Source organism: Mycobacterium colombiense (assembly GCF_003284975.1).
Lineage (GTDB): Bacteria > Actinomycetota > Actinomycetes > Mycobacteriales > Mycobacteriaceae > Mycobacterium > Mycobacterium europaeum_A.
On record NZ_QMEU01000031.1, the window covers coordinates 17,856 to 43,933 of the forward strand.

The following is a 26,078-nucleotide window of genomic DNA, read 5'->3' on the forward strand; positions in this document are numbered from 1 at the left end:
GTGCTTTGGCTTTCGCCGTGGACACGGCCGGCGGTGCGCGTGCAGGCCGAAGCGCTGCTGCGCCACGGCGCCGACGTGCTGTTGGTGACCTCCGACCAGCACCCGGAGTCCGACGCCGCGCGCGATTACGAGTTGGTGCTCGACCCGCGGTTCCGCACGGGCGCAACGTGGCTCCCGACGCTGCGAGCCTGGCGCCGCGTCCGTGAGTACCGGCCGGACGCGGTGATCGCCGAACTGGTCCGGGATCCCCGCTGGATCGCGCTGGCCGGACGGGTCCCACGCATCCAGGTGGTGCACGACGATCGGCCACACGATCCCGACGAACTGACGCCGGCCTACGAACGTGCCGTCTTCGACCGCTGGGGCGCCCGTTCGGCGGCCACCGTCACCTATAGCGATTACGTCGCGAGCGCCGTCGCCGCGCGCCGTGACATCGCCGGCACGCCCATGCATGTCGTGCCGCTGGCCAGCGACCTCGACCTGGACCGGCTGCCGGCGTTCGTCGGGCCGCAAGGGCGCCGCGATTTCGTGATGTTCGGCCGCCTCAACCCGTACAAGAACGTCGACGTCGTGCTGGAGGCCTGGCAACGACATCTGCTCGGGGGCGCCTGGCGCGGAGACGATCTGGTGCTCATCGGCGGCGGGTCACTCGAGGCGACCGCCCTGCCCAAACACGCGCGCTGGCGCAACGGCAGCTTCCGCTACGCCGACGTCATCCCGGCGCTGGCCGCCGCGAAGGGTTCGATCGCCCACTACCGGCGTGCTTCGCAAAGCGGCGTGCAAGTGCTCTCGATGCAATTGGGCGTCATGCCGATCGTGTCCACCGCCGGTGCCCTGCCCGAGTACCAGCCACCGGGTCGTCCCCCGGTCGGCATCGACGACGTGGCCGGGCTCGCCGCCGCATTCGACGCCCTGGCCGACCCGGACGTCGCCGCGGCGCAAGGGGCCGAGGCCGCACGCCATTACGCACAGCGGTGCTCGGTCGACCTGGTCGCGGACCGCTTGCTGGAGGTCATCGCCGCGGTGACGACGGCCCGGCGGCGCTGACCGGAAACGCTCAAGCCAGTCCACGCCAGAATGTCTCGAGCCATCCGGTCAGCTCGCGGGCCCGGCCCAGCGCATCGGCGGGTGCCACCCGAGACCGCGTCGCCGCGATCGCCGCCGGAAGCTCCTCCATCTGCCGGACCACGGTGGCCAGGCCGCCCGCCTGAAGCTTCTCGGCGAACGGCAGCTGGTGCTCGTCGACGTGTTCACCGAGCCGCGAGCGACGGGGCACCACCACCGGATGCCTGCCCTGCTCGATGCACAGCAAGGCCGATCCGGCGCCGGCGTGGGTGATGGCCACCGATGCGGACCGGATCTGGTCACAGACGTCCCCGAAGGACAGGAAGCGTTCGAACTTCGCGTGGCGCGGTTCGTAGCGGCAAGTGCCGAGCTGCACGAAAAAGTCCTCCCCGGCCGTGCCCACCCGGGCCAGCTCGTCGACGGCGCGGGCCAGCCGGTCGAACGGGTGCACCTCCATCCCCATGATCACGAAGATCACACGATCCTCCCGTGATATTCGGTGCGGGGAATGCGGTCGACCAACTCGGGCCACTGCACCAGAAACCGGGAGGCGAAAGGCTTTACCATCCGGGCGGTGAGGGACAGCTCGGTAATGCGGGTGATCGACTCGACGAAGACGGTGGGGATCCGCAGCAGCCAGGCCAGCCAGAGGAACGGGGCGGCCACGCCCGATCCGGTGGTCAGGATCATCGCGGGCCGGTGGCGGATCAGCAGCCGCAGCGCCAGCACCAGATTGCGCAGCAGGTTGGGAACATTGCGGACGGTGGGGTGGGCCGCCCAGTAGATCTCCTTCTCGTCGCGCAGCAGGTACCGGGCGTCGGCGGTGGGGAAACTCACCCAGAACCGGTCCTTGTCCTGCCAGAACTCCCGCAGGCAAAACATTTCGTAGATGTGCCCGCCGGAGGACGCGATGAGGAGCAGGCGGCCCATGTCCTCCCTCATCTCAGGCGCTCGCGACCAAACTCGGCCGCACGACAAGAGCTTTCGCTCCGGCCCTCGCTGCACGCGGCGTGGCGGCAGCTCAATGGTAATGAACCCGGCCTCGCCTCAAGCGCGTTCTGACCGATACCAACGAAACTCGGCCGGCACCGGGTGGATGCCTCCGCCGAGGGGCGACGGGCGACGAGATCGACGAGATCGCCGAAATCGGCAACCCACCGATGCTAACGTCATCATCGTTGCGTTGAGCGCTGCTAGAACAGGCGATCTCACTGCGTACGAGGACAGGGATGCCCGTATGTCTTGATAGGCGTCGGCGCAGCGATCGACTGCGCGGCGGCCGTGCTCATCCGTGCACCGGGCGCCATCATCCGAGCAAAGTGAAACCCCTCCCGCCCCTGTGGCTCGACACCTTCGCCGCACACGTCGCCGCGGGACTCGAACGAAGAGTGAAAGGCGCACACGATGATTCGTACGGCCCTGGTCGGTCTCGGAAAGATGGGGCTGTCGCATCTCGCGATCCTGCGCACGCATCCGGATTTGGACGTGGTGGGCATCTGTGATTCGGCCGGCTACGTGCGCGACGTCCTGTCCAAGTACACCGGCCTGAACTGTTACGACGACTTCGACCGGATGCTGGCGGCGACCGACGCCGATGCGGTCGTGGTCGCCGTCCCCTCCAGGCTGCACGCACCGATCGTCGAAAAGGCGCTGACGGCCGGGGCACACGTCTTCTGCGAGAAGCCGTTCGTGCTCGATGTAACGGACGGGGAGCGGCTGGTGACCCTGGCGGAGACGCGGGGGCTCGTCACCCAGGTGGGCTATCACTGCCGCTTCATCGGCTCTTTCCAGGAGGCGGCGCGCATCGTCGCCTCCGGGGCGCTGGGGCGCATCCACCACGTCCGCGCCGAAGCGTACGGTCCGGTGGTGCTCCGGGAAAAGGGCAGCACGTGGCGGGGCGTGAAGGCCGAGGGTGGCGGCGCCCTCTACGACTACGCCTGTCACGCCATCGATCTGATCAACTTCGTGGCCGGCGTGCCGCATTCGGTCGACGGGGTGGTCCGCCAGCGGGTGTTCTCGCGCGACGTCGACGACGAGGTCTACTGCACCATGCGCTATCCCGACGGCGCGACCGGACAGCTGTGCGTGAACTGGAGCGACGAAAGCTTCCGCAAGATGTCGACGAAGGTCTCGGCATGGGGAACCAACGGCCGCATCACCGCCGACCGCCAGGAGTGCCAGATCTACCTGCGTGATGCACACCCCCGGCTCCCCGAGTTCGGCAAGGGCTGGACCATCCGGTACACGACCGACCTCACCGAACAGGTGTGGTATTACCTTCGCGGCGAGGAGTATTCGGCGCAGATCGACTACTTCGCCAACAGCGTCAAGCAGAACCGGGTGGACGGCGAGAACACGTTTCGCTCGGCGCTCGACGTCGATCGGGTGGTCGACATGATCACCGGCGGCCCGGGCACCCCGGCCGCCGTGGCGCCGCCGCAGAACGCGGCGAACGGATCGCCGCGCGGTGCCATGCGGCGCGAGATCGTCGCGCGCATCAAAAGACTCGCCAGCTCGAAGGCATCGTGACCATGGACCGCGTGCTTTTCGGAGACAACCAGTTCTTCGGTGTCAATCACATGTCCGAGGACAAGGCACGGGCACAGGCGATACGCTTCCAGCATCTGCCCGCCGTGCTCGCGACGCTGGACGACGCCTATCGGGAGGGCATCCGCACCTTCGTCTGCACCACCCACGACCGGGTCGGTGAGATCTGTGATCACTTCCGCGCCAACCAAACCGAATACCCCGACTACGTCTTCTACCCGTGCATGCCGTACGCGCACAAATACGCCAACGCCGTGACCGAATTCGGCATCGTCGAGGCGCTGCGGAAGTTCCTGCCCGACAACGGCGCCGTCAGATCGATGTTCAAGGGCGGCGTCGCGATCGCCGGCAAGGACGTCGAGCCCCTGATGCAGCTCCTGGTCGATGCCGAGATGAAGATGTTCGCCGGACTGTCGACGCCCGTCATCTTCATCCAGAACGTGGTGACCGACCTGCTGCTCGGGCTCGGAATGGACGAGGCCTTCCGGCTGTTCTCCGACCACGTCAGGCTCAAGTACAACGCCGAGCCGGGCTTCATCACGATGAACCTGCCCAGGCTCCTCGATGCGCTCGACAGGCAGGGCATCGAAAACCCGATCGTCTGCGCCAATTTCAACAAGATCGGCTTCCGGATGTGCGGCGGTGTGGAGCTTTACGAGAAGACCGTCCGCGAACGCCGGTGCCGGCTGATCGCGATGTCCGTCCTCGCCTCGGGCGCGATCCCGCCGCGCGAGGCGATCGAGTACGTCTGCAGCCAGCCCCAGATCCAGTCGATCGTGTTCGGCGCATCCAGCCGCGCCAACATCGCGCAGACGAAGTCCCTCATCGACGACATGTGGGCAACGGCGACGTGACCGCGCCGCGAGCGTCCGCAAGGCGCCGGGCAAGGCGGACGCCCAACGCGATCCCGACGAGCGTCGGGTTGGCTTGACTGGACGTCGGCAGCACCGACGTGCTCGCCACGTGTAACCCGTGGACGCCGTGCACCTGCAGCTGCGGGTCCACGACGCCGTCCCGCGGCGAATCCGACATCCTGGTGGTTCCCGCCTGGTGGAAGCCGGTCCGATTCGCCATATAGGCACGCACCGACGCCTCGACGTCGTCGGTCAGCCACTCCACGTAGCCCGCACCGTGGCGACGTAGGTGCTCGTCGATCGCCACGATGGCCTGGCGCACGCTCTGGTAGTCGGCCTCGGAGAAGTGCATGTGGGTGCGAATCCGCCTCATGCCCAAAGCATCTCGCTCATCGGTCAGCTCGACGCGACTTTCCCAGTGCGGAAGATGCTCGCCGTGGTACTGCAGCAGGTAGCGGTTGTCGGCGCTCTTGACGAAGAATCCCGGTGCCTTCCTGCCCTTGCGCAGGAACCGGGCGTAACAGAACGCGATCGCGAACCGGATGGATCCGATCAGGTCCCGCACGATGTTGCGCAGGTGCGCGACGATGCGCGGCGGTCCGTCCGTCTTCGTGTGTGCCTCACGAATGGCGCCGGCGAGCAGGAACCGGCCGAATGGCGAGATGAGGGTCAGATACACCCCCGACAGGATGCCGCTTCCGTGGCCCGGATCGCTGATCGGCGGATTCACCAACCACACTGCGGCATTCGGCATTCCGGATTCGCGCAGCAGGTGCGGGTCGAAGGTGAAGCGCCGGCGAACGTAGACACCGTCGTTGTCGCGTTCGTACCCATAGAGGATCTGGTCGGTGGTGAACTGCACGCGCGCCACCCGGCTCTCGACGTGAGCCATGTACCACCGACCCAGGTGCCCGCCCGCATTTCCCAGCCCGCCGGGATGATGGCGGTCCGACGCCAGCAGCAGACGGGTGGCCTCCAACCCGCCGGTCGCAACGATGTAGTCCGTCGCGACCACTGTGCCCTGCCGGCCGTCGAGCGTCTTGACCACGAGATGATCGACGCGATCACCGGACGGCGGCGTCACGATCTCGGTGCAGGTGAGACCGGTCCACAGTGTCAAACCGGGAGCGTCCCGCAGCGCGGCGCGGTATTCGCGACCGAAACGCGTTGGCAGGGCCCAGCGTTCGAGGTCCGTCGTGCGCACCCGGCCGTCGGGCAGTCCACCGATCATGTCGCGGTGCGCGAGTTCTGGGATATCGCGCGCGTTGAAAGCCGCCCGGCCGCAGGCCGCCCAATCGCAGGCGCGTTGCAGATACGGCTCGACGTCGTCGTGCCCAATCGGCCAGGGCGCCTGCGCGGTGAGGGGCCGATCCTCGAAATCGATGGGGTCGAACTTGACACAGCGCCCGCCCCACAGCGCCGAGGTCCCGCCGACCTGCCGGCGGACCGTGAGCCCGCTGCGCGAATGGAAGTAGTCGTCCTGGCGCGAATCGAAGCTCGACAATTCCTGCGCCGCCCGGTCCATGCGCTCGAGGCCACTTTCGATCAGCGTCACCTGCACGCCCGCCGTCGCCAGCTCGAGCGCGGTCGCGATGCCGATCGGGCCGGCCCCGACAATCGCCACGTCGGTCTCGATCGCGATGCCGGGCGCGAAGTCGGCCACGCCGCGGATCACGCGGCGGCCCCCTCACGAAACTCCTTGACCAGAGCCAGGAATCGCGACACGGTCTCCGCGTCCGGCGGCGACGAGACGGCCGTCGCGGCCTCGGCGACGCGTCGGGGCCTGGTGCTGCTGTAGAGAATCGCCCGGCAACCGGTTGCGGCGGCGGACGATCCGAGGATCAGCGTGGCAAGCGCGCCGGGAGCCAGCGGATCGGTCTGCAGGGCTTCGCGCCAGCGTCCCGCCAACTCCGGGTCGGCCCGCAACGCCGCCATGAGCTGTCGGTGCGGCGCGCTCAGGACGCCAAAGGCGAGGTCGGCGGATCGCGGCGCCGGGTCGAGCAGGTCGCTGCGCAGCTGGCTCACCCCGTCGGGGGCGAAGGTCCGGGCAAAATCCGTGTCGAGCCCCTCGTCCTGCGAGACGCCCCAGGCGCGGATCTTGCCCTGCCGGCGGGCGCGTTCGAAGAATTCACGGAGTTCGTCGCCGGCCACCGTGTCGCCGGGCCGCGGGGCGTGCACGAACAGGATGTCGACGTAGTCGACGCCGAGCGCCGCGAGGCTCTGGTCCAGGCTGCGCGCCGCGCTGGCCGCGTCGTACACGCGGGCGGTCTGCGGCGGCGCCTGGCGCCGCTTGACGGAGCGGCGCAGCGCGGGCGCCTTCCGGAGCAAAGCCCTTGCTGGACTTTGGAACCGCGCGAGGCGGCGCGCCGCGCCGCCCACGTCGATGCCGAACTTGGTCGCGATGGTCACGGTGTCGCGGTCGACCGTGCGCAGGAACGTCCCCAGCTCCGTCTCCGCCCTGCCCAGGCCGTACATCCGCGCGGTGTCGAAATGGGTGATGCCGGCGGCCAGCGCGCTGGCGAGCACGGCCATCCGCTGCTTCCGAGACGGCGACTGCATCAACGAGCCACATCCGAAACCGATTGCGCTGACCGTTATTTGCGGTCCCTGAAGTTCAACCCGCCGCACTGCAACAGCCCTCGTAGATCTGGCGCAGCCGCGCATCGATGACCTCGGGGCTCCGGGTGGCCGCGATGTGCTGCTGACCGCGCCGCCCATCGCGCTCGGCCAGATCCGGGTCACGCAGGTAGCGTCCGATCGCCGCGGCCAGTGCGGGCACGTCATTGAGCGGGACGATCATGCTCGGATCCGGGGCGATCTGCGCCGTGCCGCCGACGGGAGTCGCCACAAACGGTCGCGCGCCGGCGAGGGCCTCGGTCAGGATCATCGGCATGCCCTCGGCGGACGACGGGAGCGCGACCACGCGAACCGCGCGCAGCAGCTCACGGACCGCGTCGGGATGCACCGGGCCTTCGACGGTCAGCCGCTCCGTCGGCGGCGGCGTGTAGTCGTCGATGGGACCGACTATGCGACAACGCCCTTCGATCCCCTCGGCGAGCAGCAGCCGCCACGCCGCGACGAGCTTGTCGACTCCTTTGCGCTGCCCGACGGCGCCGGCGAAAAGCACCACGGGCGGTGTGGAGCCGGCCCCGGGGGCGTCCCGATCGACGACGATCGGGTTCGCCACGATGGTGGTTGCCGTGCTGGGCGCCACCCGGGCAACCGCGGCGGCCGCTTCCTGCGACAAGGTGATGACATGGTCCGCCTGACGCAACGTTGCGCCCACGAACCGCGGATTCGCTTGGGCGAACTCGGGAAAGTCCGAGCCGTGGACCGTGACGATCACCCGGAGGCCGCGCGCTCTGGCCAGGCGGATCAGGAATCCCTCCCGCAACCACGCGCCGCCGTTCGAGATGTGAAAGTGCACGATGGTGGTGCGGGGTACTCGCGACAGCACCAATCCCGCACGGGCGGTGAGCAATAGGCTCTTGACGTGGTGTTGCGGGCCCGCCCACGTGGACAGGACCCGGATCTCGTCGGCGCCGATCCTGTTGTCGCGGATCACCCGGATCACCGACTGCGTCCCGCCGATGCTGTACATGTCGGGCCCCACGTGCGTCACCGCGATCATGTTCGGCCCGCGCGGGCTCGGTCAGCGGGCCGGGGCGATGCCGGCATTGGCATGATCGGTCGGCCCGGACGTCGGCGCGGAGTCGGCGTCGGTCGGGGTCACGTCACCGCTCCTGCGCCGCAGGCCGGCGTATCCCATTGCGGCGCCCAGGGCCAGACCCAGTCCCAGCGCGTCCATCGGCATCTCCGGCAGCGGCCAGACGGCGGATATCGCAAGGAGTCCGGCGGCGACCGCCGCGCTGATTTTCGCCGCGGCCGGCGCGCAGCGCAGCGCCAGGATCACGGGTGTGAGCGCGAATATCGCGAACACCGCCATGCCCACCGCCCCTGCCTTGGCCAGCCACCAGAGGTAGAAGTTATGGGAGTAGGCGGGATAGAGGTACAGGTGGAACTCGTCGTCCCCGGTCGGTGGCTGATAGACGTAGCCCAGGCCATGGCCGAACACCGGGGCCTGGGCGATGGTCTCCTTGAGCAGATTGATTTCCCGTAATCGTTCCAGCGCCGAATCGTCCACTGCCAGTGCGCTGGACGTCACCCCGCCAAGCACCCGCTGATTGAAGGCGGCGTATTGATCGCTGAGCCACGCCCCTGTTTTCGAACGTTGCAGCAAGAACAGCGACCCGGGCACCGTCACCGCGATCATGGCCAATCCGACCGTGGCGGTGGTGATCGTGCGCCGCACCGCCGCCCAGCTCAGGCTGCCGACCAACGCCACGCCGGCCGCCACCCCCATGGAGATCAGCGTGTTGCGGGAGAAGGACAGCAGCGAAATGCTCAGCGCCGGCGGGCCGAGCGCGAAATACATTGCGGGCCTTACTCGTCCGACGATCGGGGCGGCGACCAGGGCGGACAAGATGGCGGTGGCCGGGGTTTGGGTGGACAGGATGATGCGCACGGCCTGGCCGGCACCCGTGGCGCCCTCCAGGCTTTCCGCGCGGCCGGCCAGCCGGATGGCGAACAGCGAACTCACAATCGCCATGCCCGCGGAAAACCACAGGATCACGATTATCACCCGGATCGAGAATTTGACGTGACCGCCGTAGACGACGAACAACGCCAACACGAATCCGATGGCCATTTCGATCATGGTGGTCGATTCGCGCATCACCACCAGGTCGGCATGGCCGGTTTCGAACCCGGTGATGGTGGACCAGACCACGGTGAGCACCAACAGCCCCGGCAACAAGAAATCATGGGCCCGCGGTCGCACGGCCGGGATCAGGTAGCAGATCGCGAGCACCGCGGCCACGTGGTAGGCGTAAATGGTCACGGGGCCAATGACTTTGCCGACATGCAGGCCTTCGGGCAGCGCAGCGAAGGCACCGAAGAGCGTGACCGCCACCATGCCTTCGGGTTTCACCCAGTAGACGACCACGCAGAACAACGCGGCGGTCAGCAGCACTCCCTCGGTGGTTCGGCGCACCGAGAACACGCCGAACGCGAAACACCCGAACACGAACATCGCCAGCAGCGTTCCCTCCACCGCCAGGCGATGACGAGCCCGCAGGTAGAGGTTCACGCCGACCCGCTGGCCTTCGATCGGTAGGCGCGGTCCGCCGCCCTGATGTGCAGGGACTGGCGCGCATCGACTAACACGGTCCCGACGATGTGCGCGCCGGCGGCACGCAAAGCGGTCAGCGCGTCGTTGAGCTCGTCGGCGGTGGTGCGCCGTGCCCGCACCACCAACACCGTCGCGTTGACGGCACCGGCCAGCAGCCCGGCGTCGGCCGTCGCCAGAACAGGCGGGCCGTCGACCACGATTCGATCAAAGCGCGACGACAATTGCTGCAGGACCCGGTCGAGCACTTCCGGCAAATAGGCACTGGCGGGCAAACTCTCGCGGCGCGCGGACCGCGACGCCAGGATGAACAGCCGCGAAATCGGCGTCGGCTTCACGGCTTCCGCGGCGATGGCGGGGTTGGCCAACGCATTGCCCAGTCCCTCGCCGGATTCGACCCGCAGCAGGCCCGCCACCACATGCCGGCGACTGTCGCCCTCGACAAGCAGTGTGTCTTCGCCCATTTCGGCGAGCGCGAGCGCGAGGTTCATCGCCGTCGTCGTCGTGCCTTCGCCGCCGAACGGCCCGGTCACCAGCACCCGGCGGGCCTCCGGCCCTACCGCCCTGAGCAGCCGGGTGCGCAGGCCACGGACGGCATCGTCGGATGCCGCGTCGGTGCCGAATCGCGGAACGGTGCCGCGCTTTCCGGGCAACTCCGCCAAAATCGGCAGGCCTGAAACGCCTTCCAGCTTCTCGCGGGTGCGAATGGTGCGGTCGCTGGCCTCGCGGGTCAGCGCGACCGCGATGGCCAGCAGGACACCGGCGATGAACCCGATCACCATGTTGCGCATCGGCACCGGCGAGACCGGAACGGTGGGCACCCGCGGCGGCTCGACCACCGTCGCCCGGGCCGCCGGCCATGGCTTCCCGGTGGGGCCCGTCGTTGCCGGCACGTCCGGCGACGGGGCCGGCGGCGCGGTCGTCTCAGCCGGCTCAGGGCGCTGCACCGGGGTCACCGGCCCGCTGACGCCGTTGGGTACCGGGGCCTGACCGAGCGTCGGGACGATCACGCCGAACTGATTGGCCATCGCGCCCGCCAACGCGGCGGCCCGGGCCGGATCGGTGTCTTTGACGCTGATCGTGAAGAGCACCGATTTCGCAGTGTATTTCACCTGTGTTTGGCTCAGCACCTCGTCGGTGCTCAGGGGTAGCTGAAGCTGGCGGATCGCGCGCTCGGCCACAATGCGGCCGCCGGCGATCTGGGCATATGACGACAACCGTTCTTGTGCCGCCTCTGTGCCGCTGTACAACTCGTTCAGGTCGGTCGCACCCGAAAATGAAATCAGGACCGTGGCCGACGACTGGTAGTGCTTCGTCTGCAATGCCGTAACGAATGCGGCGCCGACGGTACAGGCCAATAAGGCGGTGAGTGCGAGTTTCCAATGCAGGCCGAGAATCCGGACAAAGGTGCGGAAATCCATCGGCTGATAACCTCTCTAAGACCTCAGGCGCGAATTGCGTCGCTCGCGATTTCTAGCACCGGCCGCGCTTACCCACTGCAGATTATGCAGCATCGTCACGTTCGCATTGCCGAAATCGCCGGTCGCGCCTTGCGGGTGCATCAAGGCGCGCGAGTCTGCGCATCCCGCGGCAGGTCGAGCGTCGCAAGCGCATAGCAACCGGCACCGTCGCGGCCGTCCCGAGCCAGCCGCATGGGCGGATAGTTCACCACATGGGTGGCTCCCGGCTTGTGCTGTTGCCAATCCACCGACGCGCACAACGTGTAGTGCCCCGGCGCCAAGCCCGACAGGTCGACGTGCACGGACTCGGTAGCAGACGTCGGGACGGGCTCCCTGCGTGAGCCATCCCCGAGTTGGGATTGGATCAGCGTCTTCAGCGCCACCGTCGCGGGAATCGAACGGACCACCGCCCCAGAGAAATCGACCAGCCGGTAGCCGGGCGCCCAGTTCTCGGTGGCCGCGGCGGCGCCGTAATTCGTCCAGGTGACGGTCAGTGTCGCCTTGCCGTCGTTCACCGATTGCGATCCCTGCCCCGCCTCCACCGAATATCGGTATCCGGCGACGACGTTGGCTTGCGCCCACAGCAAGTACAACCCGGGGTCCATCGGAGCGGTGGCATCCACGGCGGGAAAGTTATAACTCGATGTCATCGACACGTGGTACTTGACGACGTCGTCGAGGCCCTTTTCGTAATAGGTGCGTGGATCGGTCCCGCCGGGCAGTTGACACCATTCGGTGATCACCAGGGCCGAAGCCATCCGGTTTCTCAGTGCGCCGACCAGCGGATCCTTCGACTGCACATAGTGCGAGCCGTCCTTTTCCGCCCAGGCGGGCAGCGGTGGCTGGACGCCCAGGCAATCCGCACGGATACCCACCGGCGCGGACAGTTTCTTCGTGACATCGTCGGCGAGCAGTTGGCGCACGATCTCCGGGTTCAGCGCCGTCGTCACCAATTGTGTGTGCGGAAAGGCGTTTACGGTGGCGGCGACCAACTGCTGAATGGAGCCGGCGGTGATGTTCTGGTCGCGGAACTGGCTGTAATAGCCGAGCTTGGCGACGCTCTCGTCGGGCGCCGGGCCGGGCGCACCCAACGTGTCACGCAGATACGAGATGTGGTTCTCGCTGAAATCGCCGTAGCCGGAGAACTCGAAAACGGACAGCCGCTCGTCGCCGTCGTAGCGGCGGCCCAGCGCGGCCACCAGCTGACCGAATGCGCTGAGGTAGTTCGGGTCGTTCCAATTCGGAACGACATGCGTGACTCCGGGCGTCCACCAATAGCGTTGTGGACCGGTGTAATTGGTGGCCGCCGAGCGCAGCCAGTCCGGCATGGCGATGTTGGTGTTGTTCGCATAGGTGTTGTCGCAACACGAGTTGTAGGCGACCACCCGCAGGGTCAACCGCATGTTGCGGCCGGCCAGTTTGGCCAGCGCGTCATCGATCACGCCGAAATCGAACCTGCGCTCGTCGGGAGCGTCGGGCGGCAACGTGCTGGGGTCGGTGGGCTGCAACTGTCGCCAGGGCACCCGCAAGCTGGCGTCGAACGATGCGGGCCACGCCGGATACCGATGCTGCGCGCGATTGCCTTGCGGGAACAGCGGTTGCAAGAGATCCTCATACTGGCCGCGCAGCGGATTCGATACGTCCTGTACCGACAACGGTATGGCGGGACTGCCAATGGCGGTCAGCGGCGAAGGGTCACCGCCGCGACCGCATCCGCTCAGCACCAACCCCAGGCACACGGCGACGACAAGGATCTTCCGGTGTCGAATTGTCCGGACCATGATGCCTTTCGCTAGGCCGCGTCGGGCGACAACGGCTCGCGGTAGGCGAGCAACGACATCGGCATGCACCGGCCGGCATGCACCGTCTGGATCAAACGCATCGACTGCTACCTCTCTGGTGGTTCGCGTTTCGCTACCGTCGTTGACCCGTTGGCTGACGTCGCATGGTGGTGTGGGATGTCAAGGGTTACAACAGGCTATAGCCCATACCCGAAGCGCACCGGCAAATCCGGGTGGTCAGTTCTTTCACCGCACCCGGGGCCGCCCCCGGTTCGACTAAGCTGATGGCTCCGCGAATCGGGCAGGAGATCACCGAAGATGGCTGTCGCACGCTCGGTCAAACGTTGGCTCGCGCCTGCGGCACAGAAACTCGCACCGCGCCGGTTCTGGCGGCGCAAATTCCGCATCCTGCAGGGCCTCGGGCAATCCCGCCCGGACATCCAGCTGGTGGCGTCGTTATGCGATCCGCACCGGATCTCCTTGGACATCGGGGCTGATCTCGGCGAGTTCACCATCGCGATGCTGGCGTCGTCGCGGTCGGTGATCGCGTTCGAACCGCGACCGGCCCAGGCCCGCGATCTGGCATCGATGTTCGACGCGGTCGGCGCCGCGGTGCAAGTCGAAGCGGTGGCGTTGTCGAATGAGCCCGGCGTGATGACCATGCGGGTGGTCGCGTCCGAGCCGGGCCGCAGCACAATCGAGTCCGGCAACGCACTGGGCGACGTCAGCGACGGCACGATTCGCAGCATCGAGGTGCCGGTCCGCCGCCTCGACGATCTGGGCCTGACCGACATCGGCCTGATCAAGATCGACGTCGAAGGCCACGAGCTCGCCGTGTTGCGCGGCGCCACAGAGACACTCACACAGCAGCGCCCGGCCATCGTGGTGGAGGCTGAGGAGCGCCATCATCCCAATTCGGTCGCCGAGATCACCGGACTATTGCAGGGATTGGGCTACGCGGGTCACTTCGATCTCGAGGGCGTTCGGCGGCCGATCGCGGAGTTCGACCCGGCCCGGCATCAGGACCCGGCCAACGTCGGCAGCCAGGAAGACGGTTGGGCGGGCCGCGGGGTCTACGTCAACAACTTCGTCTTCGTGCCAGAGGGCGCCTGAGGGCGTGCTAGAGCGACCCCATCGACGACGACTCGCGGTCGGCAAGAAACGGCATCGGCATCCACCGCGCGGACAGCAGCGCTTCCATCGCGTCGCCGGGCAGCGGGCGCGAGAGCAAAAAGCCCTGCGCCCGGTGGCACCCGTGTTGCATCAAAGTCAGTGCGGCAGCGGGCGTCTCGACCCCTTCGGCCACCACTTCCAGGCCGAACGCCTCGGCCAGCCCGATGATCGCGCGCACGATGGCCAGGTCACCGGCGTTGGTGCCGACGTCACGCACGAAGCCGGCATCGATCTTGAGCATGTCGACCGGCAGCGACTTCAGGTGCGACAGGACGGCGTAGCCGGTGCCGAAGTCGTCGATGGCGATCTGCACGCCCACGTCCTTGAGCTCCGTCAAGGTCTTTCGCGTGGTGTCGATGTCGTGCACCACCGCGCGCTCGGTGATCTCCAGGCACACCGATTCGCCATCGATCCCGAACTCGCCGATGGTGTCGGCGACGCTTTCCACGAAGCCGCGGCTGATCAGCTGAATGGGCGACACGTTGATGCGCAACATGGCGCCGTGGCCGGCGCCGTTGGCGCGCCACCCGCTGAATTCGGCGCAGGCGCTGCGCATCACCCAGCGGCCCAACTCCGCGGCCAGGTTGGTCGATTCGGCCACCCCGATGAACGCGTCGGGTAACAGCAGCCCCCAGACCGGATGGCGCCAGCGGACCAGCGCCTCGGCGCCCACGACCGCGCCGGTCCACAGGTCCACCTCGGGCAGGTAGTGCAGGATCAGGCCTTCGCTTTCGATATCGCCCTGCAGGTGCAGCTCGATGTCGTTGCGGAAGGCGCGTTTCAGCGACATGTCATCGGTGGACACCGCGGTCTGATTGCCGCCGGCGCGCTTGGCCGTCAGCACGGCCTCGTCGGCTCGCCGGAGCAGATCGGCGCAGTTGTCGGTCCCCGGTGCGCCCATCGCCAGCCCGATGCTGACCGTGCGGCTGATCACGTGCCCGCCGATGGTCAATCGGTCGCACAGCATCGCCGACAGGCGACGCGCGAACGCCTCGGCATCCTCCGACGACATCGGCCGGTCCGGGATGACCACGAACTCGTCGCCGCCCAGCCGGGCGATCATGCTCTCGCTGCCCGCACACTCCTCGATGCGTTGGGCGAACATGCGGATGAACCAGTCGCCCGCGGTGTGGCCGAGGTAATCGTTGATCGGCTTGAGCCGGTCCAGGTCGAGGTAGAAGACCGCGACAGGCCCGGGGCTTCCGGCCACGAGCCGTTCGGTCAGATGCGCGACCAGCGCCCGACGGTTGTAGACGCCGGTCAGGTCGTCGTGCTCGGCGAGATAGCGGAGCCGTTCTTCGGCGGCGATGCGCGCTTGCAGCTGCGCGAACAGGGCGGCGACCGCCTCGAGCGTATTGATCTCCTCTTGTTTCCACCGGCGGGCGCCGAACTTGACGAAGCCGAGCACACCGGTCGTCGCGTCGGCGGACACCAGCGGCGCGACGGCCAGCGAGGGCGTGACCGGTGCCGTGCGCCGGTTGAGCCAGCGGCGAAGCCCGCCGTTGGGCCGGCCCGGGCGGGTCACCACGGGCTTCCTGTCGCGTTCGCATCGGGCGAGCACCGACTCGGCGCCGTCCAACTCGAGATCGGCGATCGGATCCGGATCGGCGGCGTCGGCTCGTCGGGGCCACTCGGCCACCAACACCGAGGCGGCGGCGTCGGGCTCGTGGTGACGCAGGAAGCTGGCGTCCACATCGAATTGCTCGACGAGCTGCGCGAGAACCTTTTCGCTGACCCGGGTCGCCGTGGACGCCGTAGCCTCCATCAGCTGGGTGGCGACGGAGGTGACCACCAGGTTCAGGCTGCGCGGCACGGGTCCTCCGATACGGGGCACACGGCGACCCGTTCGAGTACCCGTCGAAGGGGTCCGATAGTTCGCTCGGTTGTTTGCTGGCTGCATTTCGAACCGCGCTGCGGCGCGGCCGAAATCCGTCTCGAAACGGTAGCACGCAGATCAGGCTTCATCGGGGGTTACGACGAGATGCCGGCGGGCGGCGCATGGGGTGCGCTGCGGCGAGTCACTGAGCGTTTGCTGAGGCCGCGTCGCCCGGGATGTCAAGTGTCGCAATCGGGTACAGCCCGGAGCCGTCTCGCCCGTCGCGCGCCAGGGCCATGGGCGCGTAGTTCACCACGTGTGAGGCGCCCGGCGTGTGCTGTTGCCATTCGACGGAGGCGCGCAGCGTGTAATGCCCGGGCGCCAGGCCGGTCACGTCGACATGCACCGACTCGCTGGCCGACTCCGCAACCGGTTCCTCACGCGATTGGCTGGACTCGTCGTGCACCAGCGTCTTGAGATTGACCGTGGCCGGCAGTGTGCGAACCACCGCGCCGGAGAAGTCCACCAGCTTGTAGCCGGGTGCCCAGCGTTCGGTGGCCGCCGCCGAGCCGTAGTTGGTCCACACCACCGAGATGGTCGCCACCTTGCCCTGCATCGATTGCGATCCCGGATTCGCCTCGACCGAATACCGGTAGCCGGCAGCGGTATTGGCCTGGGCCCATACCTGGAAAAGCTTGGGATCCATCGCCGACGTCGCATCGCGGTCCGGGAAATCCGCACTCGACGTCATCGACACGTGATACCGGATGACGTCGTGCAGGGCCTTCTCGTAATACGACCGGGCGTCGGCTCCGCTCGGCAGTCGGCACCACTGGCTGATCACCAGCGCCGTCATCAGCCGCTGCTTGATGGCGTTGACGACCGCGTCGTTGGAGCGGACGTAGTGCGAGTCGTTGGCCTCGGCCCATTCCGGCAGGGGCGCCTGCACGCCGAGGCAGTCCGCGCGGATCCCGACCGGCGCGGCCAATTTCTTGGTCACGTCGTCGGCGAACAGTTCCCGGACGATCTCCGGATTCTGCGGAGCGACGACCAACTGGGTGTGTCCGAAGGCGTTGACGTTGGCCGCGACCAACTGCCCGATGGAGGCCTTGGTGATGCTCTGATCGCGGAACTGGCTGTAATAGCCCAGCTTTGCGGCGCTTTCGTCGGGAGTGGGACCCGGCGCACTCAGCGAATCGCGCAGGTACCCCAGTTGGTTCTCACCGAAGTCGCCGTACCCGGAGAACTCGAACACCGACAGGCGCTCGTCGCCGTCGTAACGACGGCCGAGCGCGGCCAGCAGCTGGCTGACGCCGTTGAGGTAGTCCGGGTCGTTGAAGTTCGGCACCACATGGGTGACGCCCGGGGCCGAACCGGTCGGCGGCGCGGGATAACTGGCGGCCGAGGGCCGCAGCCAGTCCGGAATCGCGATGTTGGTGTTGTCCGAATACGAGTCGTTGCAGCAGGACTTGTAGACGTACACGCCCAGGGTCAGGCGCATGTTGCGGCTACCGAGCTTGGCCAGCGCGTCGTCGATCGAGCTGAAATCGAATTTGCGGTCGTCGGGCGCATCGGGGGGCAACGTGCGCGGATCGACGGGCTGCAACTGCCGCCAGGAGACGCGCAGGCTGGCGTCGTACGACGCGGGCCATGCCGAGTATCGCTGTTGAGCCGGATTGCCTTGCGGGAAAAGCGGATTCAGCATCTGCTCGTACTGGCCGCGCAGCGGGTTGGGGATCTCCTGCGCGGTGGGCGGGATGGCCGGACTGACCATCGCCGACAGCGGTCCAGGATCGCTCTTGTCGCCGCAGCCGCCGAGCACCACCGCCGCGCACGCGACGGCGGCCAGCGCGCGTTTCCTCAATGAGCACACGATGGCCACCGGCGTTAGATCGCGACCGACGACAACGGCCCGCGAGGGCTGCACGACTGAGCCGGTGCCGGCGCGGCGCCGGGCCCAGTCACAGCGAAGGTCGTCGTCAAGGTTGCTTCTCCAATACACACCCGTGCGCGGGTAGGTGGCCCCAAAGTTCACGCGTTCCAGTGGTGCGTGCATCCGGTCCGGGGCAGGCCACGAATTGGCGTAGCGCAGCGTATCACGCGCGTGTCGGCGTGGCGTCGTCGCAGCTCAGCAGGGTTCGGGCGGTCGGTTGACCGGTGGCGCCGATGGGCGGCCAGTGAGACGGGTCACAATTGCGGGCGAGCCTGTCACGCTCGTCGGTTCTGCGGTGTCTCAAGGGCACAAGTCCTCACGAATTAGGAGACAGCCATGACCGAGTCGGTCCCCGAACGAACCCATGTCGTCGTTGTCGGCGCCGGATACGCCGGCACCCTCGCCGCCAACCGTCTGCGCCAGCGCCCGGACATCGACATCACCGTGGTCAACCCCCGACCGGTCTTCGTCGAGCGCATCCGGCTGCACCAGCTGGTTGCCGACACCGGCACGGCGACCGCCGACTACGCGACGCTGCTCGGCGAGGGCATCCGGTTGATCGTCGACAGCGTCGAGGTCATCGAGGCGGCCGACCGGCGGGTGGTGCTGACCTCGGGTGCCGAGCTGGACTACGACTACCTGATCTACGCCGTAGGCAGCACGGGCGCGCCAGGGTCGACGGTGCCCGGCTACACCGAATACGCGCATTCGGTCGCCGACCTGGAAAGCGCGCAGCGGCTGCACTACGCGCTCACCGATCTGCCGCTGCCCGCCCCGATCACGGTGGTCGGCGGCGGGCTGACCGGCATCGAGACCGCCTCCGAGCTGGCCGAGGGCGGACGCCCGGTGACCCTGGTGTGCGGCCCCGTCCTCGGTCCGTCGCTGAGCAAGCGGGGCCGGCGCTCGGTGGCCAAGCGGCTGCGGCGCCTGGGGGTCAACGTGCTGGAATCGGTGGCCGTGGAAGAGGTGCGCTGGGATGCCGTGGTGCTCACCGACGGCGCGGTGCTGCCCAGCGCGGCGACCATCTGGACGGCCGGGTTCGCGGTGCCGGACCTCGCCACGCGCAGCGGCCTGCACACCGACTCGATCGGCCGGTTGCTCACCGATGAGACGCTCACCAGCATCGACGACGAGCGCATCGTCGCCGCCGGGGACGCCGCCGCGCCGTCGGGCCAGCCGTTGCGGATGAGCTGCCAGGCCGCCGGCCCGCTGGGTGCCCAGGCCGCCAACACCGTGCTCAGCCGCATCGCCGGCGACGCCCCCGCGGCGCTGAGCCAGGCGTTCGTCGGGCAGTGCATCAGCCTGGGCCGCACGCACGCCACGTTCCAGATGGCGCGCACCGATGACACCCCGGTGAACATGTACCTCGGCGGCCGGGCGGCGGCGTCGCTCAAGGAAGCGATCTGCAAGGGCACGCTGTGGTCGATCCGGCGCGAGGCCGCCAAGCCCGGTTCGTACCGCTGGCTCAAGGGCGGCCAGCGGCCCGCGCAGTCACCCGAGGAGGTCGCCGCGCGATGACGCAGGCACCGACCGGCAGCGAGCACGCCGAACGGTTCACCCTGCTGCGGCCACTGCTGTTCACCATCGCCTACGAGATGCTGGGTTCGGCGACCGAGGCCGACGACGTCTTGCAGGACAGCTATCTGCGGTGGGCGGCGGTCGACTTGGCGACGGTGCGTGACACCAAGTCGTATCTGGCCCAGCTGGTCACCCGCCAGGCGCTGAACTCGCTGCGGGCCGGTGCGCGCCGGCGTGAGGACTACGTGGGGCCGTGGTTGCCCGAGCCGCTGTTGCTCGAGGATCAGGATCCAGCCGCCGATGTCGTTCTGGCGGAGTCGATCTCGATGGCGATGCTGGTGTTGCTGGAGACGCTGAGTCCCGACGAGCGGGCCGTGTTCGTGCTGCGCGAGGTGTTCGGTTTCGACTACGGCGAGATCGCCGAGGCGGTGGGCAGGCCGGCGCCCACCGTCCGGCAGGTCGCCCACCGGGCACGCGAACACGTCCGCGCCCGACGCAAGCGGTTCGACACGGTGGACCCGGAACGCAACGCCGAGATCACCGCGCAGTTCCTAGCCACCGCGGCGGGCGGCGACGTGGAGGCGCTGATGTCCATGCTCGCCCCGGATGCCACCTGGACCGCCGACAGCGGCGGTGTGGTGAGCGCTGCCCGTCGACCGGTGGTCGGCGCCCAGAAGGTGGCCCGTGCCATCGTCGGCCTGATGCGCCGGGCCGCCACCATGGGCGCGACGCGGGTGGAGATGGTGACCTGCAACGGCGCCCCGGCGGTGCTGCTATACCTCGGCGACCAGCTCGAAGGCGTGATCACGCTCGAGATCACCGGCGACAAGATCACCAACTTCTATGTGATGCGCAACCCGCGGAAGCTGGCGGCGCTGGCCACCGCCCGCGACATCAGCCGCGGCTAGCGTGGCGATCGCAAACGCGGCGTAGCCGGGTGCCGCGGGTCGCCACCATCGGGCCAGCGTGGCGATCGCAAACGCGGCGTAGCCGGGTGCCGCGGGTCGCCACCATCGGGCCAGCGTGGCGATCGCAAACGCGGCGTAGCCGGGTGCCGCGGGTCGCCACCATCGGGCCAGCGTGGCGCCACCGGGATGCGAATCGCCGCCGCTCTGACAAGCTAGAGCTGTGCGCATCGACCGGCTCGGCGATCTTGGCGCCGCACCCCAGGTGCTGCGCGCCGTGGGTGAGGCCACCGGCCGGCTCGGCCTGCCCCCGCCGGCCGCGCTGACCGGGGAGTGGTTCGGCGCCCTCGCGGTGATCGCGCCCAGCCTGTCGGTGCGCCCGGTGCACGTCGACGACGTCTTCGCGGTCCCGGTATCGCGGACGCCGGAGCCGCGCGCGGTGGGCGGCGGCTGGATCGGCTACCTGTCGTATCCGGACGCCGGCGCCGACGCACAGCCCCACCGGATTCCCGAGGCCGCCGGCGGCTGGACGGACTGCGTGCTGCGCCGCGACCGCGACGGCCACTGGTGGTACGAGAGCCTCTCCGGTGCGCCGATGCCCGACTGGCTGACCACCGCGCTGGCCAGGCCGAGGGCCGCCGCGCGCGAGTGCCACATCGAGTGGGGCATCGCCGACCGGGGGGCGCATCGCGACGGCGTGCTGGCCTGCCTGGAGGCGATCCGCGCCGGCGAGGTGTACCAGGCCTGCGTGTGCACGCAGTTCACCGGCGCCGTCACCGGCGCCCCGCTGGACTTCTTCATCGACGGCGTCGCCCGCACCTCCCCCGCCCGGGCGGCCTACGTCGCCGGCGCCTGGGGTGCGGTGGCGTCGCTGTCCCCGGAGCTGTTCCTGCGGCGGCGCGGGACGGTCGTGGCGTCCAGCCCGATCAAGGGCACGCTGCCGCTGGATGCGTGGCCGTCGGCGCTGCGCGCGTCGGCCAAAGAGGTCGCCGAGAACATCATGATCGTGGACCTGGTCCGCAACGACCTTGGCCGGGTGGCGATCGTCGGCACGGTGAGTGTGCCCGAGTTGTTGGTGGTGCGCCGGGCCCCGGGGGTGTGGCACCTGGTCTCGACGGTGTCCGCGCAGGTCCCCACCGAGCTGCCGACGTCGGCGCTGCTGGACGCCAGCTTCCCCCCCGCCTCGGTCACCGGCACCCCCAAACACCGTGCCCGTCAACTGCTCTCGCAGTGGGAACCCAACCGTCGCGGAATATATTGCGGCACAATCGGATTGGCCTCACCCGTGGCGGGTTGCGAGTTGAACGTCGCGATCCGCACCGTCGAATTCGACGCCGCGGGTGGAGCGGTGCTCGGCGTCGGCGGCGGCATCACCGCCGACTCCGACCCGGACGCCGAATGGGAAGAATGCCTGCACAAGGCGTCCCCGGTCGTCGGGCTGCCGCCGATCGCCGCCGCGAGCGCGGCGGGCTAATCCTGAGGGCGGCGGCCCGCTGCGCCCGGCTTCGCCGCGCTTGCGACCGCCGCTAATCGCGGCGGGACTGCAGCACCGCGTCGTAGAGCTGGCGCGAACGCACCCCCGGGTGGATGCCGGCCACCTCCCCGCAGGCCTCCTTGATGCGGGCCCCACCGGCGACCAACTCCTCGACCTCGGCGACCAGCGCCGGCAGGTCGGCGCGCGGGGTGGCGCCGGCCAGCACCACGGTGATTTCACCGAGCACCCCGTCGGCCGCCCAGGCCGCCAGCTCGTCGAGCGGGCCGCGCACAACTTCCTCGTGCACCTTGGTCAGCTCCCGGCAGATCGCCGCGCGGCGTGCGCCGCCGAGCCGCTCGACGGCGTCCTGCAGGCACGCCGCCAACCGCCGCGGGGATTCGAAGAACACGCAGGTGCGCCGCTCATCGGCCAGCGAATCCAGCCAGCTCCGCCGCGCCCCCTTCTTGCGCGGCGCGAATCCCTCGAAGCAGAACTTCTCGGCCGGCAGACCGGACACGGCCAGCGCGGTCGTCACCGCCGACGGGCCCGGCAGGCATCGCACCGGCAGGTCGGCCTCCACGCAGGCCGTCACCAGCCGATAGCCGGGGTCGCTGATCAGCGGCATCCCGGCGTCGCTGACCACCAGCACCGTCGCACCCGCGCGGATCGCCTCGACCATCGAGTCCACCCGGGAGCTTTCGACCTGGTCGAACATGCTGATCACCCGCCCGGTGATGCGCACCTCGAGGGCCTTGGCCAAGGTGCGCACCCGCCGGGTGTCCTCGGCGGCCACCACATCGGCTCGGGCCAGGGCGTCGAGCAGGCGGGGCGAGGCATCCGACGGCTGGCCCAGCGGGGTCGCGCCCAGCAACAGGCGGCCGGTGGTCATGACCGACAGCCTACGATCGACACCGATGACCGCCCCGCCCCGCGAATCCTCCTCGACCCTCGAGGGTGCCGAGACGCAACGTGTGGTGCCCGTCGTCAGCCCAGGACCGCTGGTGCCGGCGGCCGATTTCGGCCCGACCGATCAGGTCCGCGGCTGGGTGGTGACCGGCATCATCACGGTGTTGGCGGCGATCACCCGCTTCCTGAACCTGGGCTCACCCACCGACGGCGGCACCCCCGTCTTCGACGAAAAGCACTACGCCCCGCAGGCCTGGCAGGTGCTGCACAACCACGGCGTGGAGGACAATCCCGGGTTCGGCCTGGTCGTGCACCCGCCGGTCGGCAAGCAACTGATCGCCCTCGGCGAGGCGGTCTTCGGCTACAGCGGCGTCGGCTGGCGGTTCACCGGAGCGTTGCTCGGAGTGGTGATGGTCGCGCTGGTGATGCGGACCGTCCGGCGGATCAGCCGCTCGACGTTGATCGGCGCGATCGCCGGCGTGCTGGTGATCTGCGACGGCGTCAGCTTCGTCGCCGCGCGGACCGCTTTGCTCGACGGCATACTCACCTTCTTCGTGGTCGCGGCGTTCGGCGCGCTGATCGTCGACCGCGACCAGGTTCGGCAACGGATGCACATCGCGCTGGCCGACGGCCGCCACGCAGACACGGTGTGGGGGCCGCGGCTGGGCGTGCGGTGGTGGCGGTTCGGCGCCGGGATCCTGCTCGGATTGGCTTGCGGCACAAAGTGGTCCGGCCTGTACTACGTGCTGTTCTTCGGGGCCATGTCGCTGGCGTTCGACGTGGCCGCGCGGCGCCAGTACCAGGTCACCCGGCCCTGGCTGGGGACCTTGCGCCGCGACCTCATCCCCACCGGCTATGCGCTGGGCGTCATCCCGGTGCTGGTGTATCTGGCCAGCTACGCACCGTGGTTCGCCTCCGAGACCGCCATCGACCGGCACGAGGTGGGCCAGACGATCGGCCCCCGCTCGCTGGTGCCGCTACCGGATGCCATCCGGTCGCTGTGGCACTACACCGCGAAGGCGTTCCAATTCCATGCGGGCCTGACGAATTCCGCGGGCAACTATCACCCCTGGGAATCGAAACCGTGGAGCTGGCCGATGTCGTTGCGGCCGGTGCTCTACGCCATCGACGAGCAGAACGTCCCCGGGTGCGGCGCCCAGTCCTGCGTCAAGGCCGAGATGCTGGTTGGCACGCCGGCGATGTGGTGGCTGGCGGTGCCGGTGCTCGTTTTCGCGTTGTGGCGCATGCTGGTCCGCCGCGACTGGCGCTACGCCGCGGTGCTGGTCGGCTACTGCGCGGGCTGGCTGCCCTGGTTCGCCGACATCGACCGGCAGATGTACTTCTTCTACGCGGCCACGATGGCGCCCTTTTTGGTGATGGCCATCGCGCTGATTTGCGGCGACGTGCTCTACACCCCCGGCGCGCCACCCCGGCGACTGCGGCTGCAGCTGCAGGCGAATACGGAGCGACGCACGCTGGGGTTGATCGCCGTTTGCGCGTACGTGGCGCTGGTGGTGACGAATTTCGCGTGGCTGTTCCCGGTGCTCACCGGGCTGCCGATTTCGCAGCAGACGTGGAACATGGAGATCTGGCTGCCCAGCTGGCGCTAGCTTGCTACGGCAGCAGGTCGCGGGCGACGGGGCAGGACATGCACCGGGGGCCGCCGCGGCCGGTGCCCAGTTCCGATCCGGCGATGGTCAGCACCTCGATGCCGGCGTCCTGCAAGCGGGTGTTGGTCTGCGCGTTGCGCTCGTAGGCGACCACCACACCGGGCGCCAGCGCCAGCGTGTTGTTGCCGTCATCCCACTGTTCGCGTTCGGCGACAACGGGATCCAGCCCCGTGTCGATGACCCGCAGCTTGTCGATTTCCATCGCCTTGGCCGCCGCCTCCAAGAACGGGGCTTCGTCGCTGATGGCCACCCCGTCGGGCGTGCGCGCAATGGTGAACGCCGACAACGAGTCCACGATGTTGGCGTACATCACCACCGTGTCGGTGTCGACCATTGTGCACACCGTATCCAAATGCATCTGGGCACGCCGCTGCGCGATCGGCACCGCCAGCACGGCGTTCGCCAGGTCGTCGTCAAACAGGCTGCGGGCCAAGGCTTCCGCGCCGGCGGGGGTGGTCCGCTCCCCCACCCCGACGGCGACCACGCCGGGCGCCAGCAGCAGCACGTCACCACCCTCGACGGGGGCGGTGCGCGACTCGTAGGCCCGGCGCACGCCGGTGAACCGCGGGTGGTGGGCATAGATGAGATCGGTCAGCGACGCCTCCCGCCCGCGGGCGCGCAGCGCCAGCGTCGGGATCACCACCCGCCGGCCGATCCAGATCGACGAGTCGCGGGTGAACACCAGGTTGGGCAGCGGGTCGATGACGAAGTCGCCGCCATGGTGCATGCGCAGCACCAGCGAGACGTCGGTCCGGGTGTCGGCGGGTAACTCGTTGAACGTCATCCCGGCCATCAGCACCTGGGCCAGCCGGGCCGGCTCGAGCCCCCGCAGGTATGCCGAAAGTTCCTGCGCCAACGGCGCTCCGAGCCGCCGCGCGTCGACGGCGGCCGCGACGCCCTGCATCCGCGCGGCTCCGCTGTGCGTCAGCGCCTCGGTGAGCAGATCCGACATCAGCAGCACCTCGATGCCGCGGGACCGCAACAGCGCCGCGAACTGGTCATGTTCGTCTTGCGCGCGAGCGACCCACGGCAGGCCATCAAACAGCAGCTGGTCGACGTTGCGCGGGTTCAGCCGGAGCAGCTCGGCACCGGGGCGGTGCAGGATGACCACGCGCAGCGCGCCGACCTCGGAATTGGTGCCCAGCTCGACAACACCCACAGCTCAACCGTAGCGGCGGCGGGGCATCCCGTCCCGCCACACGCGCAGCGCGCGCCCCGGGTCATCGAACGGATGTGCGATAAACTCGGTGGCGTGGAGATCGCGGTCCAAGGCTCCCTGTTCCAGCACACCGAGCGCCGGGAACTCGGTGACGGCGCGTTCATCGAGATCCGCGCCGGCTGGCTCACCGACGCCGATGACCTGCTGGAGGCCTTGCTGTCGACGGTGCCGTGGCGCGAGGAGCGCCGGCAGATGTACGACCGGGTGGTCGACGTGCCGCGGCTGGTGAGCTTCCACGACCTCGCCGTCGACGAGCCGCCGCATCCCGAGCTCGCCCGGCTGCGCCGCCGGCTCAACGACATCTACGCCGGCGAACTCGGCGAGCCCTTCACCACGGTGGGGTTGTGCTGCTATCGCGACGGCTCGGACAGCGTCGCCTGGCATGGCGACACCATTGGGCGCAGCAGCACCGAGGACACCATGGTGGCGATCGTCAGCCTGGGCGCCACCCGCGCCTTCGCGATGCGCCGCCGCGGCGGCGGTCCGTCGCTGCGGTTGCCGCAGGCACACGGCGACCTGCTGGTGATGGGCGGATCGTGCCAGCGCACCTGGGAGCACGCCGTGCCCAA

Annotated in this window: 21 protein-coding genes; 9 read left to right on the plus strand and 12 right to left on the minus strand. The window is 68.7% G+C overall.

Translation table 11 applies throughout. The features are described 5' to 3' along the window. Complete coding sequence (locus DQP58_RS12885) at positions 1-1,047, plus strand: glycosyltransferase (protein ID WP_112708774.1); 1,047 nt, start codon at positions 1-3, stop codon at positions 1,045-1,047. A 10-nt stretch (positions 1,048-1,057) separates the two neighbouring features. Here DQP58_RS12885 and DQP58_RS12890 read toward each other — a convergent pair whose 3' ends face one another. Next, positions 1,058-1,543, minus strand: a complete 486-nt coding sequence (locus tag DQP58_RS12890) for a glycosyltransferase (RefSeq protein WP_112708756.1) — start codon at positions 1,541-1,543, stop codon at positions 1,058-1,060. Further along, on the minus strand, positions 1,540-1,995 hold the full coding sequence (locus tag DQP58_RS12895) for a polysaccharide biosynthesis protein (RefSeq protein ID WP_066871850.1): 456 nt from the start codon (positions 1,993-1,995) through the stop codon (positions 1,540-1,542). Before DQP58_RS12895 ends, DQP58_RS12890 begins: the two co-directional genes overlap by 4 nt. A gap of 474 nt (positions 1,996-2,469) precedes the next feature. On the opposite strand from DQP58_RS12895, the gene DQP58_RS12900 reads away from it, so the two are divergent. Beyond that, positions 2,470-3,594 carry a Gfo/Idh/MocA family protein gene (locus DQP58_RS12900; RefSeq protein ID WP_112708757.1) on the plus strand — a complete coding sequence of 375 codons (1,125 nt, stop codon included), beginning with the start codon at positions 2,470-2,472 and terminating at the stop codon, positions 3,592-3,594. Continuing rightward, complete coding sequence (locus tag DQP58_RS12905) at positions 3,591-4,466, plus strand: hypothetical protein (protein ID WP_112708758.1); 876 nt, start codon at positions 3,591-3,593, stop codon at positions 4,464-4,466. Before DQP58_RS12900 ends, DQP58_RS12905 begins: the two co-directional genes overlap by 4 nt. On the opposite strand, the gene DQP58_RS12910 is transcribed toward DQP58_RS12905, so the two are convergent. The 6 genes from DQP58_RS12910 to DQP58_RS12935 all read right to left on the minus strand — a co-directional run bounded on the left by DQP58_RS12910 (position 4,435) and on the right by DQP58_RS12935 (position 12,895). Then, positions 4,435-6,141 (minus strand): FAD-dependent oxidoreductase, encoded by a 1,707-nt coding sequence (locus DQP58_RS12910; protein WP_112708759.1) that lies wholly within the window; start codon positions 6,139-6,141, stop codon positions 4,435-4,437. The genes DQP58_RS12905 and DQP58_RS12910 overlap by 32 nt on opposite strands. After that, entirely contained in the window at positions 6,138-7,064 is a 927-nt protein-coding gene (locus tag DQP58_RS12915; protein WP_112708775.1) for an aldo/keto reductase, read from the minus strand. Before DQP58_RS12915 ends, DQP58_RS12910 begins: the two co-directional genes overlap by 4 nt. A 16-nt stretch (positions 7,065-7,080) precedes the next feature. After that, on the minus strand, positions 7,081-8,097 hold the full coding sequence (locus DQP58_RS12920) for a glycosyltransferase family 4 protein (protein ID WP_112708760.1): 1,017 nt from the start codon (positions 8,095-8,097) through the stop codon (positions 7,081-7,083). A gap of 21 nt (positions 8,098-8,118) precedes the next feature. Further along, positions 8,119-9,558, minus strand: coding sequence for an O-antigen ligase family protein (locus DQP58_RS12925; RefSeq protein ID WP_240629796.1), 1,440 nt, complete (start codon positions 9,556-9,558; stop codon positions 8,119-8,121). A gap of 53 nt (positions 9,559-9,611) precedes the next feature. Continuing rightward, positions 9,612-11,075, minus strand: a complete 1,464-nt coding sequence (locus DQP58_RS12930) for a polysaccharide biosynthesis tyrosine autokinase (RefSeq protein WP_112708762.1) — start codon at positions 11,073-11,075, stop codon at positions 9,612-9,614. Between the two features lie 140 nt (positions 11,076-11,215). Continuing rightward, complete coding sequence (locus DQP58_RS12935) at positions 11,216-12,895, minus strand: hypothetical protein (RefSeq protein ID WP_240629794.1); 1,680 nt, start codon at positions 12,893-12,895, stop codon at positions 11,216-11,218. 318 nt (positions 12,896-13,213) lie between these two features. Here DQP58_RS12935 and DQP58_RS12940 point away from each other — a divergent pair, with 318 nt between their 5' ends. After that, positions 13,214-14,008: an FkbM family methyltransferase gene (locus DQP58_RS12940; RefSeq protein ID WP_112708764.1), complete on the plus strand. Its 795-nt coding sequence runs from the start codon at positions 13,214-13,216 to the stop codon at positions 14,006-14,008. Between the two features lie 7 nt (positions 14,009-14,015). On the opposite strand, the gene DQP58_RS12945 is transcribed toward DQP58_RS12940, so the two are convergent. Next, positions 14,016-15,881, minus strand: coding sequence for a putative bifunctional diguanylate cyclase/phosphodiesterase (locus DQP58_RS12945; RefSeq protein ID WP_112708765.1), 1,866 nt, complete (start codon positions 15,879-15,881; stop codon positions 14,016-14,018). 205 nt (positions 15,882-16,086) lie between these two features. Beyond that, a complete protein-coding gene (locus tag DQP58_RS12950) occupies positions 16,087-17,760 on the minus strand; it encodes a hypothetical protein (RefSeq protein WP_112708776.1) in 1,674 nt (557 codons plus the stop codon). A 393-nt stretch (positions 17,761-18,153) separates the two neighbouring features. On the opposite strand from DQP58_RS12950, the gene DQP58_RS12955 reads away from it, so the two are divergent. The 3 genes from DQP58_RS12955 (at position 18,154) to DQP58_RS12970 (ending at position 21,714) form a co-directional block, all read left to right on the plus strand. Next, positions 18,154-19,335, plus strand: a complete 1,182-nt coding sequence (locus DQP58_RS12955; RefSeq protein WP_112708766.1) for an NAD(P)/FAD-dependent oxidoreductase — start codon at positions 18,154-18,156, stop codon at positions 19,333-19,335. Next, positions 19,332-20,243 (plus strand): RNA polymerase sigma-70 factor, encoded by a 912-nt coding sequence (locus DQP58_RS12960; protein WP_112708767.1) that lies wholly within the window; start codon positions 19,332-19,334, stop codon positions 20,241-20,243. The genes DQP58_RS12955 and DQP58_RS12960 overlap by 4 nt, the downstream gene beginning before the upstream one ends. Positions 20,244-20,463: 220 nt before the next feature. Next, positions 20,464-21,714, plus strand: a complete 1,251-nt coding sequence (locus DQP58_RS12970) for an aminodeoxychorismate synthase component I (RefSeq protein ID WP_112708768.1) — start codon at positions 20,464-20,466, stop codon at positions 21,712-21,714. A 52-nt stretch (positions 21,715-21,766) separates the two neighbouring features. On the opposite strand, the gene rsmI is transcribed toward DQP58_RS12970, so the two are convergent. Further along, on the minus strand, positions 21,767-22,603 hold the full coding sequence (gene rsmI, locus DQP58_RS12975) for a 16S rRNA (cytidine(1402)-2'-O)-methyltransferase (protein WP_112708769.1): 837 nt from the start codon (positions 22,601-22,603) through the stop codon (positions 21,767-21,769). 82 nt (positions 22,604-22,685) lie between these two features. Between rsmI and DQP58_RS12980 the strand changes: the two genes are divergently transcribed. Further along, entirely contained in the window at positions 22,686-24,230 is a 1,545-nt protein-coding gene (locus DQP58_RS12980) for a dolichyl-phosphate-mannose--protein mannosyltransferase (RefSeq protein WP_165827859.1), read from the plus strand. Between the two features lie 4 nt (positions 24,231-24,234). Here the strand turns inward: DQP58_RS12980 and arcA are convergent, their stop codons facing one another. Then, positions 24,235-25,449, minus strand: a complete 1,215-nt coding sequence (gene arcA, locus DQP58_RS12985) for an arginine deiminase (RefSeq protein WP_112708771.1) — start codon at positions 25,447-25,449, stop codon at positions 24,235-24,237. A 93-nt stretch (positions 25,450-25,542) separates the two neighbouring features. On the opposite strand from arcA, the gene DQP58_RS12990 reads away from it, so the two are divergent. After that, positions 25,543-26,078, plus strand: a 536-nt coding sequence (locus tag DQP58_RS12990) for an alpha-ketoglutarate-dependent dioxygenase AlkB (RefSeq protein WP_205869414.1), incomplete at its 3' end; no start/stop codon positions are given.